The sequence below is a fragment of the Methylovorus mays genome (genome assembly GCF_020531915.1).
In the GTDB taxonomy this organism is placed as follows: Bacteria; Pseudomonadota; Gammaproteobacteria; order Burkholderiales; family Methylophilaceae; genus Methylovorus; species Methylovorus mays.
Genome location: NZ_JAJAVG010000007.1, coordinates 360735 through 377108, shown reverse-complemented (window position 1 = coordinate 377108; position 16374 = coordinate 360735). Strand labels below are relative to the sequence as shown.

15 protein-coding genes and 1 rRNA gene are annotated in these 16374 nt (G+C 53.7%); 8 read left to right on the top strand and 8 right to left on the bottom strand.

All coding sequences use genetic code 11. The annotated features are described in order from the left end of the window. Positions 1 to 114 (top strand): 5S ribosomal RNA (gene rrf / locus LG203_RS10410). Between the two features lie 136 nt (positions 115 to 250). Here rrf and glgX read toward each other — a convergent pair. Beyond that, the gene (gene glgX / locus LG203_RS10405) at positions 251 to 2305 is read right to left on the bottom strand and encodes a glycogen debranching protein GlgX (RefSeq protein WP_230345695.1); all 2055 of its coding nucleotides are present in this window, start codon (positions 2303 to 2305) and stop codon (positions 251 to 253) included. Between the two features lie 204 nt (positions 2306 to 2509). On the opposite strand from glgX, the gene LG203_RS10400 reads away from it, so the two are divergent. After that, the gene (locus tag LG203_RS10400) at positions 2510 to 2719 is read left to right on the top strand and encodes a hypothetical protein (protein WP_230345694.1); all 210 of its coding nucleotides are present in this window, start codon (positions 2510 to 2512) and stop codon (positions 2717 to 2719) included. Here the strand turns inward: LG203_RS10400 and LG203_RS10395 are convergent. Beyond that, positions 2680 to 3501 carry a ParA family protein gene (locus LG203_RS10395; RefSeq protein ID WP_230345693.1) on the bottom strand — a complete coding sequence of 274 codons (822 nt, stop codon included), beginning with the start codon at positions 3499 to 3501 and terminating at the stop codon, positions 2680 to 2682. The genes LG203_RS10400 and LG203_RS10395 overlap by 40 nt on opposite strands. A 142-nt stretch (positions 3502 to 3643) precedes the next feature. Here LG203_RS10395 and msrA point away from each other — a divergent pair, with 142 nt between their 5' ends. Then, positions 3644 to 4186 carry a peptide-methionine (S)-S-oxide reductase MsrA gene (msrA, locus tag LG203_RS10390; RefSeq protein ID WP_230345692.1) on the top strand — a complete coding sequence of 181 codons (543 nt, stop codon included), beginning with the start codon at positions 3644 to 3646 and terminating at the stop codon, positions 4184 to 4186. Between the two features lie 26 nt (positions 4187 to 4212). Here the strand turns inward: msrA and corA are convergent, their stop codons facing one another. Continuing rightward, positions 4213 to 5292 (bottom strand): magnesium/cobalt transporter CorA, encoded by a 1080-nt coding sequence (gene corA / locus LG203_RS10385; RefSeq protein ID WP_230345691.1) that lies wholly within the window; start codon positions 5290 to 5292, stop codon positions 4213 to 4215. Beyond that, positions 5292 to 6224, bottom strand: coding sequence for a cysteine synthase A (gene cysK, locus LG203_RS10380; RefSeq protein ID WP_230345690.1), 933 nt, complete (start codon positions 6222 to 6224; stop codon positions 5292 to 5294). The genes corA and cysK overlap by 1 nt, the downstream gene beginning before the upstream one ends. A 238-nt stretch (positions 6225 to 6462) precedes the next feature. Between cysK and LG203_RS10375 the strand changes: the two genes are divergently transcribed. Continuing rightward, positions 6463 to 8433 carry a type IV pilus assembly protein FimV gene (locus tag LG203_RS10375; protein ID WP_230345689.1) on the top strand — a complete coding sequence of 657 codons (1971 nt, stop codon included), beginning with the start codon at positions 6463 to 6465 and terminating at the stop codon, positions 8431 to 8433. Positions 8434 to 8481: 48 nt separating this feature from the next. On the opposite strand, the gene LG203_RS10370 is transcribed toward LG203_RS10375, so the two are convergent. Together LG203_RS10370 and LG203_RS10365 are read right to left on the bottom strand one after the other, a co-directional pair. Further along, positions 8482 to 9075: a flavin reductase family protein gene (locus LG203_RS10370; protein ID WP_230345688.1), complete on the bottom strand. Its 594-nt coding sequence runs from the start codon at positions 9073 to 9075 to the stop codon at positions 8482 to 8484. Positions 9076 to 9084: 9 nt separating this feature from the next. Beyond that, positions 9085 to 10851, bottom strand: a complete 1767-nt coding sequence (locus LG203_RS10365) for a glutamine--tRNA ligase/YqeY domain fusion protein (protein ID WP_230345687.1) — start codon at positions 10849 to 10851, stop codon at positions 9085 to 9087. A gap of 87 nt (positions 10852 to 10938) precedes the next feature. On the opposite strand from LG203_RS10365, the gene LG203_RS10360 reads away from it, so the two are divergent. From LG203_RS10360 to LG203_RS10345, 4 genes are read left to right on the top strand one after another with little or no spacing between them, the layout of a single operon-like run. Further along, positions 10939 to 11919: a biotin--[acetyl-CoA-carboxylase] ligase gene (locus LG203_RS10360; protein ID WP_230345686.1), complete on the top strand. Its 981-nt coding sequence runs from the start codon at positions 10939 to 10941 to the stop codon at positions 11917 to 11919. After that, positions 11916 to 12686 carry a type III pantothenate kinase gene (locus LG203_RS10355; protein ID WP_230345685.1) on the top strand — a complete coding sequence of 257 codons (771 nt, stop codon included), beginning with the start codon at positions 11916 to 11918 and terminating at the stop codon, positions 12684 to 12686. The genes LG203_RS10360 and LG203_RS10355 overlap by 4 nt, the downstream gene beginning before the upstream one ends. Beyond that, positions 12683 to 13333, top strand: a complete 651-nt coding sequence (locus LG203_RS10350; RefSeq protein ID WP_230345684.1) for an SPOR domain-containing protein — start codon at positions 12683 to 12685, stop codon at positions 13331 to 13333. Before LG203_RS10355 ends, LG203_RS10350 begins: the two co-directional genes overlap by 4 nt. An 8-nt stretch (positions 13334 to 13341) precedes the next feature. Beyond that, on the top strand, positions 13342 to 13767 hold the full coding sequence (locus LG203_RS10345) for a molecular chaperone DnaK (RefSeq protein WP_230345683.1): 426 nt from the start codon (positions 13342 to 13344) through the stop codon (positions 13765 to 13767). A gap of 236 nt (positions 13768 to 14003) precedes the next feature. On the opposite strand, the gene LG203_RS10340 is transcribed toward LG203_RS10345, so the two are convergent. Together LG203_RS10340 and lpdA are read right to left on the bottom strand one after the other, a co-directional pair. Next, positions 14004 to 14501: a hypothetical protein gene (locus LG203_RS10340; RefSeq protein WP_230345682.1), complete on the bottom strand. Its 498-nt coding sequence runs from the start codon at positions 14499 to 14501 to the stop codon at positions 14004 to 14006. Positions 14502 to 14593: 92 nt separating this feature from the next. Next, complete coding sequence (gene lpdA / locus LG203_RS10335; RefSeq protein ID WP_230345681.1) at positions 14594 to 16372, bottom strand: dihydrolipoyl dehydrogenase; 1779 nt, start codon at positions 16370 to 16372, stop codon at positions 14594 to 14596. Positions 16373 to 16374 lie beyond the last annotated feature (2 nt).

Below are 16374 nucleotides of genomic sequence, written 5' to 3'. Positions count from 1 at the left end.
CTTGGCGGCCATAGCGAATTGGAACCACCCCTTCCCATCTCGAACAGGGCCGTGAAACGATTCTGCGCCAATGATAGTATACTTCTCGTATGCGAAAGTAGGTCACCGCCAAGCTTCTCATTAAAAAAGCCTCTGCTTATGCAGAGGCTTTTTGCTTTATGGTCGCCTGAAGAATGTCTAGGTCTCGGTGCTCATTACGCTGTCAACCCTTCCAATTCGTCTTGCTGGCTTTCATCTGACGTCTGAATGATTATGTCGTTGCCGTTTTATATACGTATATGGAACGTGCTGGTATCGGTAATTTTTCCTTCTGTTTTATGTCTTGTCCTTCTCCGGTTGAGCTCACAAGGAATTGCCATTGCTTGATTTCGCAGTCGGGTACGGTAGCCTCAATTTCTATATGAGCAGCATTGAAAATAACGAGAATGCTGGCTTGATGTTTGTCGACGGCCATGAGCTTTACAATAAGCGACTTGTTGAAAGGGTCTTCCCATTGCTCATTGGTCATTAGCTGACCATTGACGTTGTACCAAGCAACATCGGCGTTCCCGTGCTTGTTCATGCCGGTAAGAAATTCTGCTCTGGATATGGCGTTATTCTCGCGACGAATCTGTGAGAGTAATCCAACGAGCTCTACCAAGGTTTTGTCGGGGTTTTGCCAATCCACCCATCCAATCTCACTATCCTGACAATATGTATTGTTATTGCCACCTTGGCTGTTGTGCAACTCGTCCCCCGCCAACAACATGGGCACGCCTTGCGAAAGGAAGAGTGTGATGAGGAAATTCTTTTTTTGTTGCAAGCGTAATGCATTAATTTGTGGGTCGTCAGTCTCACCTTCGGCACCGCAGTTCCAGCTTCTATTGTCATTGGCACCGTCGTTATTGTCTTCTCCATTGGCCTCGTTGTGCTTTTCGTTATAGGAAACAAGGTCATGCAGTGTGAAGCCATCATGGGCTGTGACGAAATTCACGCTGGACCAAGGGCGTCTATGCTGAGCATCAAACAGGTCACTTGATGCAGCAAATCGCCCTGCAAATTTGGCCAGGCAGCCTTCGTCGCCTTTCCAGAAGTCACGGGTGACATCACGATAGTCGCCATTCCATTCCGAAAATCCAGGTGGGAACTCGCCTAGTTGATAACCACCAGGTCCAACATCCCAGGGTTCCGCGATGAGCTTGCAGCGGGAGAGGATGGGATCTTGCAAAATGGTATGGAAAAAAGGATGACGAGCAGTAAAGCCAGTGTCCTCGCGGCCAAGAGTTAAAGCCAGGTCAAATCGGAATCCATCAACGCCATACACCGTCGTCCACATCCGCAGACTATCCATAACCATCTGCAGCACTTTGGGGTGGGACGTATTCAAGGCATTACCGCATCCGGTCAGGTTGTCGTAATAGCGGGGCTCACCAGGCAGGGATCGGTAATAACTTAAATTATCTATGCCTTTCCAGGATAAGGTAGGCCCCAGATGATTACCTTCACATGTATGGTTGTAGACAACATCCAAAATCAACTCGATGCCGGCTTCATGCAAACAATCCACGGTAGCGGCTATTTCTTCGAGATCTCCGCTATGCAGGTAGTTGGTCTCTGGCGCAAAAAAGGCCAACGTGTTGTATCCCCAATAATTTCTAAGATCTCGCTCAATCAGATGCCTGTCCTGAGCAAAGGCATGTATCGGTAGCAACTCCAATGAAGTGATGCCTATGCGATGCATATGGTCAATCAAAGCGGGGTCCGAAAGAGCTGCAAAGCTTCCACGAATATCATCCGGTATCAGAGGATGTTTCATGGTCAGCCCTTTGACATGGGCTTCGTAGATAATGGTTTTGGGCCATTTGACTTGTGGTTTGTTTGATTTTGTCAGCGGCGCAGGATTTACCACGATTGCTTTGGGCATAAAGGGAGCACTGTCGCGATCATCCATGCGGAGGTCCGCATCTTTGGAAGGACTGAGCTGATAGCCATACAGGGCATCATCCCACTGGATATCCCCGGAAAGCTTTCTCGCATAGGGATCAAGCAATAACTTGTTGCTATTGAAACGCTGCCCTTGAACAGGATCCCAAGGGCCATGCACACGATAACCATACAACTGGCCAGGGTGGATGTCTGGAATGTAAACATACCAAACCCCGTTGGTGCATTCCGTGAGGTCTATTCGTTCAACTTCTTTGCCATCTGCGGAAAACAGGCACAAGGTTACACCTGTGGCATTATCAGAAAATAAAGCAAAGTTAGTACCTTTGCCATCATATGTTGCACCCCGGGGGAAAGGCGATCCTTCTTTTAATATGCGCATACTTTCCTCAATACAGTAAGTAGATGACGAATGTTCAGTTTGGAACGTACTATGTAGATAAAGTTTATTCCGGGCGTGTCGTATAAGAGTTACTGGCAGGTAATACAACAAAGCGGCCAAGCAGGTAAGGGGTTAGCTGGCTTTGATAACGGGGTGATATTGCTGAATGACAACGGGGGAGTAGCGGGAATGGAAATAAATCCAATGGCGAAGTACGTATACCAGATACGTAGCCGGAATGGTGTGGTGGTCGATAACTTGCAAATCTACGGGCGAGATGAAGCCGAAGCCCGGCAAAAACTGCAAAAAATGTACATGCATTGCGAAATACTGGATTGCCGCGTTGTATCTGCGGTTAAAGCCGCGACATCGAATTACGAAGACATACTCGACCTTATAGTCAAATCCACCTGAGCAACATGATTAACTTCGCCAGCTAGATCAATATTGTTGAGCTCCTGCAGCAGTGCCAGGTAGTCATGGGCGCCTTTTGCATGGCTGTCATAGCGAAAAATGTCTTGTTTGGCCTGAGGGCTTTCAGCCACAGCCACATTTTCTGAAATCACTGTTTGACAGAGCTCAGGGCCGAAATATTGCTGAGCCAGCTTTTCGACGTCAAATGTCATGCTTCTGCGTCTATCGTAGCAAGTAAGCAAATAACGTCGAGGGACTCGACGCTTGAGCACGTTTTCCAGTGCTTTGAGTGTTTTTTCTACTTTCTGTGCGCCTTGCAGGGACAAAAAGTCCGATGAAATCGGCACAATCATCAAATCGGCGGCAAAGACCGCATTCAATGAAAGTACCCCCAGGTAGGGGCAGCAATCCAATAAGATGGTGTCAGCACTGATTTTTTTTTCCAGATTATCCAGTCCTGATCGAAGACGGTTTAGGATGCTGGGACCCTTGCCAAAAATGCTGTCGACCTTTGCTAATTCGCGATGCGCGGGAATTAGCAGGCCAGCATCGTTCCAGGGCACCATGAGCTCATCAAGCGGCGTATTGTTTTGGTAGAAACCAAACAAGCTGCGTTGCGAACCAGGAAGGGCATCAGTCAGGATTTCCGTCAGATGGCATTGGGGGTCCATATCTATCAGTAGCGGGGATTGCTTCTGGCTGAGCATGGCGGCTGCGAGATTAAGGACGGAGGTTGTTTTTCCAACGCCTCCTTTTTGATTGAATACCGCAATTCGACGCATGTAGTTCCTTATAAGGCACATAAAAGCAGAATCTAAAACCGGATCTTCTTCTGAAACAGAACTATCATACGATCAAGCCCACTAATTCGATAGTAATAGATAGCTGCGTTTTTTCCGTTCGCGATAACTGACAGGATGCGTCATGGTAAAAGAATTGGATGTAGCAATATTGGCCGGCGGTTGTTTCTGGTGCCTGGAGCCTGTGTTCTCCCAGCTGGACGGCGTTGAGAAAGTCGTCTCGGGATATACCGGGGGGCATACTTCGCAGCCTGATTATAAGCAGGTTTGCCGAGGTGATACGGGGCACGCGGAAGCTATCCGCATCAGCTTTGATCCTGCCCGCATCAGTTTTTATGAGCTCCTGGAGATATTCTTCTTATCGCACGATCCTACAACTCCCAATCGGCAAGGCAATGACATAGGAACTCAGTATCGCTCAGCTATTTTTTGCCAGAATCCGATGCAGCGCTCCACCGCAGAGCAAATGATCGCCGAGCTTAATCAATTGCATGTGTTTGCTTCGACTATCGTGACCGAGGTGAATGATGCTGCCGTGTTTTATGCGGCGGAGGATTACCATCAGCAATATTATGAGCAACATCAGGATCAGCCCTATTGCATGCTGGTTGCCGCGCCCAAGGTATCAAAAATCCGCGCCAAATTCCCTGAAAAGATTCGTAACTGATTAAGTATGGCCGGGGTGGTGCATGCCTAATGCCGGCTGAGCCATTGGCGTCGCCAGAATAAAAGTCCCATGGACGAAGCGACAAACGCCATGACAGATAAGGTCCACCAAAAACCATTCGGGTTTTTAAGCCAAGGCATGCTATCAAAGTTCATGCCGAAAATACCGGTGATCAAGGTCGCGGGCATGAACAGCATGGTGACGACAGTCAGTGCTCTGACCTCCATATTCACTCGGTTGCTAATGCTCGACATGTAAATGTCCAGCATGCTGCCCAGTTGATCGCGTATCGCTTCCAGCGACTCAATCAAGTGGATGGTGTGGTCATACACATCGCGCAGGAAGACGACATTCTCCGCCGCAAAGAATTTATCGTCATTCCGTACCAGCTGATTCACCGCTTCGCGCAATGGCCAGATGCTGCGGCGCAACTCCATGCTCTGGCCTTTGAGCTTATGCAGCTGGAGCAAATGTTGATTATTGGGCGCATGCAGTAGCTGTTCTTCCAACTCCTCGCATTCATCGCCCAGTTTTTCCAATGTGCTGAAATACTGATCCACGGCTGCGTCCAGCAAGGCATACGCCAGATAGTCCGTGCCGGCTTCGCGGATATGTACGCGACCATTGCGCAGGCGCTCGCGCACCGGCTCAAAGCAGCCAGTGGGGCGCTCCTGAAAGCTGAGCACAAAGTCGTGTCCAAGTATCAGGCTGATTTGCTCGGATTGCAGCTGATCCGACACCGCGTCATAGGCGACATGGTGCAACACGATGTAGAGATAATCGCCATAACTTTCCACCTTGGGGCGCTGATTGGTGTTGAGAATATCCTCCATCACCAGCGGATGCAGCCCGAAACACTTACCCAATTCGGCAATCAGGCTGGTTTCGTGTAACCCATAGACGTTCAGCCATAACTTGCAGGAGGGCGGCCGCTGGTAATGCGTGAGCTCGGCTTGGGTAAGCTGCTTTTCATGCAGGCTCTCCGCTCCATATTCCAGAATATGGATGGCGGGTTGCTGCGTTTTGATGTCCCCGATATAGACCAGAGTACCGGGCGCTGCTCCCGCTTTTTTGAGTCGGGATTTGCGGTGCTTTTTACCGGCCATTACACATCCAGATGACTATAAAGCGGCGTTGACAGGTAGCGCTCACCAAAGGATGGAATGATGACTACGATCAGCTTGCCCTTGTTTTCCGGACGGACGGCCAATTGCAGGGCAGCCGATACGGCGGCGCCTGAAGAAATGCCCACCAGCAAGCCTTCTTCCGTGGCCATGCGGCGGGCAATGTCCATGGCATCATCGTTTTTAACGCGGACGACTTCATCGTAAATCGCCGTATTCAAAATCTCGGGGATAAACCCCGCCCCTATGCCTTGAATCGGGTGTGGTCCGCGAGCACCCCCGGATAATACCGGACTGGCGTCGGGCTCTACAGCAACGACCTGGACAGCTGGATTGCGGGCTTTCAACACCTCACCAACACCTGTGATGGTGCCGCCGGTGCCAACGCCAGACACAAAAATATCGACCTTGCCATCGGTATCGCGCCAGATTTCTTCGGCAGTAGTACTGCGGTGTATGGCAGGGTTGGCGGGATTGGAAAATTGCTGGGCAATCACATACCGTGAATCGGCAGCAGCCAGCTCCTCTGCCTTGCGGATGGCGCCGGGCATGCCCTCGCTGCCAGGGGTCAGGATAAGTTCAGCGCCATATGCCTTCAGCAGTAATTTGCGCTCACGACTCATGGTTTCCGGCATCACGAATGCGCAGCGCAATCCGCGCGCTGCACACACCATGGCGAGACCGATGCCGGTATTGCCGCTGGTTGGCTCCAGTACAATGCTTTCTGGGGTGAGTTTGCCTGCTGCCTGCAAGGCATCAATCATGGCCACGGCAATACGGTCTTTCACGCTATGGGCCGGGTTCATGTACTCCAGCTTGCAGACAATGGTGGCGCCCATATTGGCGCTGATCCGATTGAGCCGGACCAGTGGGGTGTTACCCACTAGTTCAGCGGTATTGTTGGCGATGTTCATGCTGACTGCTCTCCGAAAAAATGTGCCCGAATACACTGCGCTATTTTATCTGCGCTCACGCTGAAGTAGGCGCATAAATTGCATCTCCCTAGCAGATTCTTCGGTCTCGTCAAACAAGCGTTGCCATTTACAGTCACTCTGGAAAGAGTTACTGTACCGAATATTGGGGATGTACTTATAAAAACAGATGCAACATGATGAAATTACTACCATTATTAAAAAATTCAATGATGCCAATATGCCTTCCATAAATTCCCTTGCACGCAGGTCTGGATTTAAAGCGATTTCGCTGACACTTCTGCTGGTATTGGTGCCTGTGCTTGCATATGGTGCAGGCCTGGGACGCATCAATGTCAAATCGGCACTCGGGGAACCATTCAACGCAGACATCGAGTTGCTGGAAATGCCCGCCAAGGAAGCTGCTACCCTTGTTGCGCGTATCGGCAATAATGATGAATACCTGACAGCGGGGCTGCAGGATGCCATCGTGCCGCCGGGGGTAAGGGTTACCAGTGTGACACGGCCAGATGGCACGCATGTTTTGCACGTCACCACACCAAGAGCAGTCAATGAGCCGTTTCTTGAGCTGCTTATCAAGGTGGACTCGGACAATTTGCATTTGGTTCGGCAATACACGGTATTGCTGGACCCTCCCACCAGCAAAATGGGTGATGAGCCTGCCATCGTCAATACGATCCCCGAGTTGAAAAGTCAGGGGCTGGTCGCGGAGGTACCGCCGCCCCCATTGCCGGCAAAACCCAAAGCCCGCAAGGCGCATTCTGGCAGTAATGGTACCCATACGTTCGACACGCCCAAAGCCGCTATCCCGGTATCCGCAGATACCTACCTGACACAGCCGGGGGATATCTTTGGCAAGGTTGCCCAACAATATCAACCTGCAGGAGTGCCGCTGAAAAAGGTGATGGCCGCTTTTTATGCCGCCAACCCCGACGCCTTTCGCGATGGCGATATCAATCAGCTCAAGTCTGGTCAGGTGCTCAAGATTCCCAGTCCGGAAGCGCTGGGCGGAGAGCTTCCGAATAAAGCACAGCCTGCGGTAGTCGAGGTGCCTCCTCCTGCAGCACCAAAATCGGCAGACACGCCAGCTAACCCGGAGTTTGTTTTAAAAATATCGCCCGGAGATACCTCGGAGGCTGCCGACAAGGATGGCCAGAGTGGGGAGCCCGCTGCGGATGCTAGCGCGGAAGCGAAAGGTTCCGGCATGGAGGCCAACCCCACTCCCGAATCTGTCGCACCGGCACCTGCTGTCGCCCAACCTGCAACCCCTGCCCCCTCACTAGCAACGGTTGCCAACCAGGGGCAGCCTGGTTTCTGGGAAACAGTGCTCGACCGCCTGCTATGGATAGGCTTGGGCTTATTGTTAGGGTTAGTCTCACTGGGCATGGTGTATTACCTGCATATGCGCCGATTGACCGCCATGCAGAAATGGCACGAAAGCATGGTGCAAACGACCACTCCTCGCCCGCATCCTAACGATGTTGAGCCTAACGTGGTGAGCGCCCCGCCGCCGGCAACGCCCGTTGAGCCTGCCGTAGCGGCCATCATGGCGCCCGCTATTGCGGCGGCCGTGGCAGAAGATAGGCAGGAGCTATCCTCACCGCTTACGCCGTCGCAGTCTGGCTCTGCGGAGGAGGCCGATTTTGACATCCATGAAGTGGATCCAATTGTCGAAGCGGAGATTTACATCTCATATGGTCGTGACGAGCAGGCCGAAAACATTCTGCTGAATGCACTGGAAAAAACACCGGATCGCCATGAGTTGACGCTTTGTCTGTTGAAAATTTATGCAGAACGTCAGGACGTGATTGCCTTCGATAATCTTGCATTGCGCTTGCAAAAAGCCGCGGAGAATGAAGAGCCTGGCACCCTGGAACAATGGCATAGTGCGGCTGAGATGGGGCACCGCTTGTCACCTCATAACCCGCTTTATATCATCGAGGGGCTGACGGATCAGACCCCTGCTCCAGAGCCCCAAGAGGATAACCTGATGTTGCCGGAACTGGAGCCTATTGTGGAAGAGCGTCCAGTTCTTCCGGAGTTTGAGCCATTAAAACCATTGGCGGAAACCAATATCCTGGAATTCACGTTTGAAAAAATCCCGACAGAAGATGCCGTGAAAAAACCAGAGGAGGTCGAAGACCATGCTCATGCCATCCATGACCCGTTGTTTCCCTCTGAGAAAAAATAGCGATGGGCAGTGAATAAAAAAAGCCGACGATGACGTCGGCTTTTTTGTTTAAGTCGCCTGAATACTCTTGCCAGGGGTGAAGAAAAATCCTCCGGCCACATGGTGCACGGTTTTCAATGCGTCTTGAGCATCAAAATGCCAGCGACCATCCGAGAAAACCCGTTCATCTGCCCAGGCGGCCACCACCTCAGCGAGGTATAAGTCGTAGGTATCCTGAATATGTGGCTCAGGAATTAGCTCGCATTCCAGCCATGCGACACAGCCCTTGATTAACGGTGCTGGGACTTTGCTGGCAGCAAAGGTTGCCAAATCAAAGGCTGCAAATTTGGTGGCCTGTGCTTTTCCCAGCAACTCACGCCCCGAACTCGAGCCTACCCTCACCACCAAGTCGGCTTGGGCAGCACATGGCACGTTAATGGCAAATTTGCCACTGGCCAGGATGAGTTCGCGTGTGTAGGTATTCTTGTCGATCACAACGGCCACTTTGGGTGGCTTGAAGTCGAGCGGCATGTTCCAGGCCGCGGCCATCACATTGCGTTGATCCCCATGGGCGGAGCTTACCAGCACGGTGGGTCCGTGGTTCAGCAGTCGATAGGCTTGCTCCAGGGGCACCGCGACTACATTTTTCTCCGTGGAGGTCAAACTGCCAGCTTATTTTTGCCAGGCATCGCGTAATGTCACGGTGCGGTTGAACACTGGCTTGCCCTCAACCGAGTCTTTTTTGTCTGCGACAAAATAACCATGGCGTTCAAACTGGAAGGTGTCTTCTGGTTTGGCTTCCTTAAGGGCAGGTTCGAGTTGCGCCGTGATCACGGTGAGTGAATTTGGATTGATGTCATCCAGGTAATTGCGGTCGCCACTGCCTGGGTGAGCCTCCTTGAACAGACGATCATACAGACGCACTTCCGCTGCATAGGCGTGCGAGGCTGAAACCCAGTGGATATTGCCCTTGACCTTGATGCTGTCGGCACCAGGCGTGCCGGACTTGGTATCTGGCAGGTAATCGCAGTGCACGACCGTCACATTGCCATCCGCGTCTTTTTCAAAGCCGGTACATTTGATGACATAGCCATAACGCAAGCGCACGGTATTGTCCGGGAACAAGCGGAAATAGCCCTTGCTGGGGACTTCCATGAAGTCTTCACGCTCAATCCACAGTTCGCGCGACAGGGGTACCGTGCGTTTGCCGAGTTCTGGTTTTTGCGGATGGTTAGGGGCAAAGCAGTCCTCGGACTGACCTTCAGGGTAGTTGTCGATCACCAGCTTGATCGGATCCAGCACGGCGATACGGCGTTCTGCAGATTCATTCAGCGTTTCGCGCATGCAGTCTTCAAGGATGGTGTACTCAATCCAAGAGTCTGCTTTGGAGACGCCGATGCGATCTGCAAACAGGCGGAGCCCTTCCGGGGTATAGCCGCGACGGCGTGCGCCTGCCAGGGTGGGCAGGCGAGGGTCATCCCAGCCACTGACATGGCCGCCATCTACCAGCTCAATCAGCTTGCGCTTGGAGAGCACCACATAAGTGAGATTAAGCCGCGAGAATTCGTATTGTTTGGGCAATGGGTGTGCCAGCAGGCCACCCTCCGCCAGTTTTTCCAATACCCAGTCATAAAACGGCCGCTGGTCTTCAAACTCCAGCGTGCAGATGGAATGGGTAATGCCTTCCAGTGCATCTTCCAGCGGATGGGCATAGGTGTACATCGGGTAGATGCACCAGGTGTCGCCCGTGTTGTGGTGAGTCGCGCGTTTAATACGGTAAATCGCCGGGTCCCGCAGATTGATATTGGGGGATGCCATGTCGATCTTGGCGCGCAATACCATGCTGCCATCCGGGTGCTTGCCATCGCGCATCTCGCGGAACAGGGCAAGATTCTCGTCGGCCGGACGATCGCGCCATGGCGAGTTTTTACCCGCCTCGGTCAGCGTGCCACGGTTAATCCGCATTTCTTCGGCGGATTGCTGGTCCACATAGGCGTTGCCGGATGTGATCAGGTATTCCGCCGCGCGGTACATGAAGTCGAAATAATTGCTGGCGTAATACAGATGGGAATGGCCAAATGCCTCCCAGCCGAAGCCCAGCCATTGCACGGAGTCCTTGATGGAGTCCACGTACTCTTGTTCTTCTTTTTCCGGGTTGGTGTCGTCGAAGCGCATGTGGCATACGCCCTGATAATCCCGTGCCAGACCGAAATTCAGGCAAATGCTCTTGGCATGGCCAATATGCAGGTAACCATTGGGTTCAGGCGGAAAGCGCGTGCGGATCTTGGCCGGGTCGGGCTGGCCAGTGGCCTGCGTACTTGCGTCGCCGGGCTCGCCACACCATTGGCGGCTGGCATAGGTGCCTTGCTCGATGTCGCGTTCAACGATATGGCGAATGAAATTGGAGGCAGGTGCTACTGGGGTTTTATCGGCTGACATGGAATCTGACTAAAATGGGATTGCCGATATTTTACACCCAGCCGCCTGCTGAGTGGACACTCGTGCCTATGCTAATATAACTCTGACATGACAAACCCGCTTACATTCCCCATTCTGCACCGCCTGGCGGATGGGAGCTTCCATTCTGGCGAGGCACTTGCTGCCCATTTCAAGGTCAGCCGATCCACGGTATGGAATGCCGTCAAACATGCAGAAACACTAGGCGTTGAAATTTTTTCGGTGCGTGGCAAAGGCTATCGTCTGTCCCAGCCGCTTGATTTATTGCGGGCGGATAGGATTTTGGCGGCGCTGGGGCCTGCCTCTAACGCCGTGCAGTTGTTTGTGCACGATCAACTTGATTCCACTAACCGCTGGTTGATGCAGCAGGCAGCGAACGGTGCTGTTCATCTCAGCTGTGCGGTTACCAGTCATCAGACGCAGGGCCGCGGCCGCCGCGGCCGGGTCTGGCAATCTGCCCTGGGCAACAGTCTCACATTTTCTCTGCTATGGCGGTTTGAATCGGGCGCTGCCGCATTATCCGGGCTGAGCCTGGCAGTTGGCTTGGCGCTCGGACAGGCATTTGCCGAGATGGGGGTCGTTGTGGGCCTCAAGTGGCCGAATGATGTGCTGGTGGAGTATCGCAAACTTGCCGGTATCCTCATTGAATTGCAGGGCGACATGGAGGGGCCGAGCGCTGCTGTGATCGGTGTCGGGATCAATTTGCGCTTGCCGGAGCGTATGCTGGCGCAGATTGACCAGGCGGCGATAGACCTGCAAAGCCTGAAAGCCGCACCGGTGGAGGCCAGTATGGTGCTGGGCATTGTGCTGAAGCATATGCTGCAGGTAATTGGTCGATTTGAGCGAGAGGGGTTTGCAGCATTGGTCCCGGACTGGCAAGCCATGCATGTCTACCATCAGCAGCCCGTGCGCCTGCTGATGCCCGATGCGACCGAGCGCCATGGTGTGGTTGCTGGCGTGGCGGAGGATGGCAGTTTGCTGGTGACGACCGAGGCCGGTGAACAGCGCTTTACCTCGGGAGAAATCAGTTTGCGAAAGGCCGTGGCATGATATTGGCGATTGATGCTGGCAACACCCGTTGCAAATGGGCCCTGTTTGACGCCAAGGCAAGCATGGTGGCAGAGGGCTGTTGGGTAAACGACGAACTGGCCGAGCAAGCCTTGCCCGCATGCTGGCACGAGGCAAAGCGCATCGTCGTCTCAAATGTGGCCGGAATGGCAGCAAGCCGCCCGTTGCTGGGCATGTTTCAGCACTTGCATGCTCCGGTACACTGGGTGCACGCTTCACATGGGGCTGCAGGGGTGATCAATGGCTATCAGCCGCCTGAGGCATTAGGCAGTGATCGCTGGGCAGCATTGATCGCAGCCTGGCAGCACTATCAGGCCCCTTGCCTGGTAGTGAGTGCAGGTACGGCGCTGACGGTGGACATGTTGAGTCGTCATGAGCAACCGTCAGGTGGCGAATTTAAAGGTGGCACCATCAGTCCGGGCTTTCGATTGATGCATCAGTCCCTTTTGCAAAATACCGAAGGTATTCGCACTTTGCCGGGGATGTGGCGTACAGCGCCGACGAACACAGGGGATGCCTTGTATACTGGTATATCGCATGCGATGGCAGGTAGCGTGTTGTTGCAATGGCAGCAGATGAAGGCCATGCCAGGGAATGATACGGACGCGATTATTCCATGCGTGCTGACCGGTGGCGATGTGGAGTTGTTAAGACAGGCATTGGTGCAAGCGCAACCTGATTTGCCTGTCACAATAGATCCCTCGCTGGTATTGCGTGGCTTGTTCTATCTTGAAAGAGAATGTTTATGAAGTGGCTGGTTTCCGCGCTGGTGTTAACCAATATATTGGTCTGGGCATATTTCGAGACGCAACCCTCGGGGAATGGATCCTCCGCCACTGCCGAACAGTCAATTTCTCCAGAGCGCATCAAGATTTACACGGCAGAAGAGGCGGCCAGACTTCCCAGGAAAGAGATCGCGGCTGCCGAGTCCGTTACCAACGCATGCTACGAATGGGCGGGTTTTACTGCTAATACGGTTGCGACTGCCCGGGCTGCATTGCTGAAATTATCGATTTCGCCGCAGGAGCGTGAAGATGTGGTCAGCGGGGTCATCCGTTACTGGGTTTATATTCCACCATTAAAATCATTGCAGGCCGCTCAGGCGAAGATAGTGGAGTTACAGGCTTTAGGTGTTTCCGAAAGTGCGGTGATGCAGGACCCCTTGTGGAGAAACGCAATTTCACTTGGGGTATTCACGGATGAGCAACTGGCCAATCGCCTTCTTGCCGACTTGCGGAGTCGCGGCATACGTTCTGCAATCAAGGGGATGCGACGCGCTGAAAAAGGACTGACTACCCTGGTGCTTGGGCCATTATCGCCCGAGGTCGTGACGGAAGTCGAACAGCTGAAGCCGGAATTTGCCGGTACTGAATTCAAGCAGGTTAATTGCCAATAGGAGGTAGTATGGGGTTATTCAACACAGTACTGAAGTCCGTCGCAAAGAAAGTCGCTCTGGCAACACTGGTGGTGGTCGGCAAGCAGGTTCTCACCAAGGCGATTGGAAGCGCCATTGAGAAACGCAAGGCGGACGATGGCGGCGCTCACGAGGAGGTGCAGGCGCCAGCAACAAGTACCACGCCAGCGACACCGGACACAGCGGTAAAAGCCAAACCTGTGCGCAAATCACGCGCCAAGCCCAAACCTGCTGCGGTGACTGATGAAAAAACCGTCAAAAAACCAGCCGCCAGCCGCAGCAAGCCCAAAGATGCCAGCGCAGCCACGGCAACGGCCCGTAAGCCAAGGGCTCCGAGAAAACCGAAGGTTGTGGAAAGCCAAGCGGAAGCGGCAGACTCTCCAAGTGTACCGACGGCAGGGTCGGCCAGCGAATAGAGAATTTACCCCGCGCCCAGAACAGGCGAGGGGATGACTTCTGATTGCTTCACTTGTGCATTTGCTTTCGGGATAGCACAACTACCTGGGTGGTTACATTGCCTGTGCTTGTCTGCTAGGTGGGGTCCCATTATTACCACGTCCCAAAATAGAAGAGCCGCGATCGCGGCTCTCATTTTTTGGACAATCTCGATATGTGGTCGGCAAGCATCAGCAACACGGTGAAGCCAGTCGGATTAGGGACGAAGAGACGCAGATCCTGGCGTGGTAACGAAAGCGGTGGTTGCGGGAAGTGGCTCCCTTGTTTGTGGTGTGTCGAACGTTTGCGATGCCTCATTACCCATGACAATTCGCATGGTAATGGGGTAGTTGTAACCGTAGCCAGTGGCGTGATCGATAAGCGCCCCAATGGCCCCTCCTGGCATCACCAGATTGCCGCGCGCGGCATCATTGGCACGTGATGTTGAGGTGAAGCGCCCGGCCTCATTGTCACCACGTTCACGCTCACAAATAATCTTGAGGTCGCCACTGGAGCGATGAATTTGCAGTTTCCCGGGTGCATAGCCGACCCAGGTTCCCACATCATTGCTGGCCATGCAACGTGCCTGCACCGGCTGGTTGTCCTTGGTATAGGCTTCCAGCATCACGGTCTGCATCCCGTCCTGCGTCAGCGTCGCACAGCCAGTGAGGCTGGCGAAGAGGGGGATAAGCAAGCATGTGACTGCATGACGCATAGCGGATTCCTTCTGCCAAGTGGAAAGGCCGGACAAAAAAATAGCTGGAGCAAGCCCCAGCTATTTTTACGGCACAAATCGCAAAAACTTGATTAACGTTTTTTCGGCGGCAGCATATCCGTGATCGTGCCTTCCTTCAGTTCTGCGGCAAAGCAGATGGTTTCAGACAATGTCGGATGCGCATGGATGGTGAGACCCAGATCATGCGCATCGGCACCCATTTCGATAGCCAGCACGGCCTCTGCCAGCAATTCACCGGCATTCACACCGACGATACCGGCACCAATGACGCGATGGGTTTCCTTGTCGAAAATCAGTTTGGTGGCACCTTCGGTACGTGCGATGGACAATGCACGGCCGCTGGCAGCCCAGGGGAAGGAGGCCTTTTCGATTTCGATGCCTTTGGCCTTGGCTTCGGTTTCGGTCATGCCTGCCCATGCGACTTCAGGGTCGGTGTAGGCAACGGATGGAATGACCAGTGCCTGAAACTCGACCTTGTGACCGGCAATGACTTCGGCGGCGACTTTGGCTTCGTGCGAGGCTTTGTGCGCCAGCATGGGCTGTCCGACGATATCGCCGATGGCGAAGATGTGTGGCACATTGGTGCGCATCTGCTTGTCGACCGCAATAAAGCCGCGATCATCTACCGCAACACCGGCATTCTCGGCACCAATGTTCTTGCCATTGGGGCGGCGGCCAATCGAAACCAGTACGCGGTCATAGACCTGGGCTTCTTTCGGCGCATTCTCGCCTTCAAAGCTGACATGAATGCCGTCTTTTTTGGCATCGATCTTGGCAACCTTGGTTGACAGCATGATGCTTTCGAAGCGTTTTTCCATGCGCTTCTGCAATGGGCGGATCAGGTCGCGGTCGCAACCGGGGATCAGGCCATCCATGAACTCGACCACGCTGACCTTGCTGCCCAAGGCGTCGTAAACCGTGCCCATTTCAAGGCCGATAATCCCGCCGCCAATGACCAGCAGGCGCTTGGGGATATCCGCCAGCGCGAGCGCGCCAGTGGAGTCCATGATGCGCTCGTCATCCGGCGCACCGGGGAATTTGGTGGCTTGCGAGCCCGCCGCGATAATCGCGTTCTGGAAGCCGACCGTCGTGACCTTGCCATCGGCTGCCGTGACGGCGATCTGATGCGAGCTGGTGAATTTGCCTACACCTTGCACCACCGTTACGCCACGTTGTTTGGCCATTGCGGCCAGGCCACCGGTCAGCTTGCCAACGACATCGTTGGCTTTCCAGTTGCGCAGCGTATCCAGATCGACTTTAGGTGCGCTGAAGCTCACGCCGTGATGGCTGGTTTCTTCGGCTTCGGTAATGACTTTTGCCGTATGCAGCAAAGCCTTGGACGGGATGCAGCCCACATTGAGGCAAACACCGCCCAAGGTGGAGTAGCGCTCGATCAGCACCACCTTCTTGCCCAGGTCAGCGGCACGGAATGCCGCGGTGTAGCCACCAGGGCCTGAGCCGAGCACGACCACTTCTGTATCAATATCATTGTTGCCACTGGGCGCGGCTGCCACGGGGGCAGGGGCGGCTGGTGCGGCCGCTTGGGTCGGCGCAGGTGCCGGTGCGGCAGGAGCCGGGGCGCTGGCGGTAGCGGGTGCTGCTTCGGCAGCGGATGTTTCCACCAGCAGAATCAGCGAGCCCTTGGCGACCTTGTCACCGACCTTGATCTTGACTTCTTTAACTGTGCCGGCGTGGGAGGATGGAATGTCCATGGAGGCCTTGTCAGACTCCAGGGTCACCAGTGCATCTTCCTTGGCGATAACATCGCCCACCTTTACCAATACTTCAATGACATCGACGCTATCGAAATTGCCGATGTCCGGGACGAAAACTTCTGTTAACTGACTCATGA

Bases quoted from the DNA above. Each gene is read 5' to 3' on its own strand.
- msrA (WP_230345692.1), top strand. From the start codon at position 3,644: ATGGTAAAAGAATTGGATGTAGCAATATTGGCCGGCGGTTGTTTCTGG.
- corA (WP_230345691.1), bottom strand. From the start codon at position 5,292: ATGGCCGGTAAAAAGCACCGCAAATCCCGACTCAAAAAAGCGGGAGCA.
- LG203_RS10350 (WP_230345684.1), top strand. From the start codon at position 12,683: ATGAAGTGGCTGGTTTCCGCGCTGGTGTTAACCAATATATTGGTCTGG.
- LG203_RS10340 (WP_230345682.1), bottom strand. From the start codon at position 14,501: ATGCGTCATGCAGTCACATGCTTGCTTATCCCCCTCTTCGCCAGCCTC.
- LG203_RS10355 (WP_230345685.1), top strand. From the start codon at position 11,916: ATGATATTGGCGATTGATGCTGGCAACACCCGTTGCAAATGGGCCCTG.
- glgX (WP_230345695.1), bottom strand. From the start codon at position 2,305: ATGCGCATATTAAAAGAAGGATCGCCTTTCCCCCGGGGTGCAACATAT.
- LG203_RS10360 (WP_230345686.1), top strand. From the start codon at position 10,939: ATGACAAACCCGCTTACATTCCCCATTCTGCACCGCCTGGCGGATGGG.
- LG203_RS10395 (WP_230345693.1), bottom strand. From the start codon at position 3,501: ATGCGTCGAATTGCGGTATTCAATCAAAAAGGAGGCGTTGGAAAAACA.
- cysK (WP_230345690.1), bottom strand. From the start codon at position 6,224: ATGAACATCGCCAACAATACCGCTGAACTAGTGGGTAACACCCCACTG.
- LG203_RS10365 (WP_230345687.1), bottom strand. From the start codon at position 10,851: ATGTCAGCCGATAAAACCCCAGTAGCACCTGCCTCCAATTTCATTCGC.
- lpdA (WP_230345681.1), bottom strand. From the start codon at position 16,372: ATGAGTCAGTTAACAGAAGTTTTCGTCCCGGACATCGGCAATTTCGAT.
- LG203_RS10345 (WP_230345683.1), top strand. From the start codon at position 13,342: ATGGGGTTATTCAACACAGTACTGAAGTCCGTCGCAAAGAAAGTCGCT.
- LG203_RS10375 (WP_230345689.1), top strand. From the start codon at position 6,463: ATGCCTTCCATAAATTCCCTTGCACGCAGGTCTGGATTTAAAGCGATT.
- LG203_RS10400 (WP_230345694.1), top strand. From the start codon at position 2,510: ATGGCGAAGTACGTATACCAGATACGTAGCCGGAATGGTGTGGTGGTC.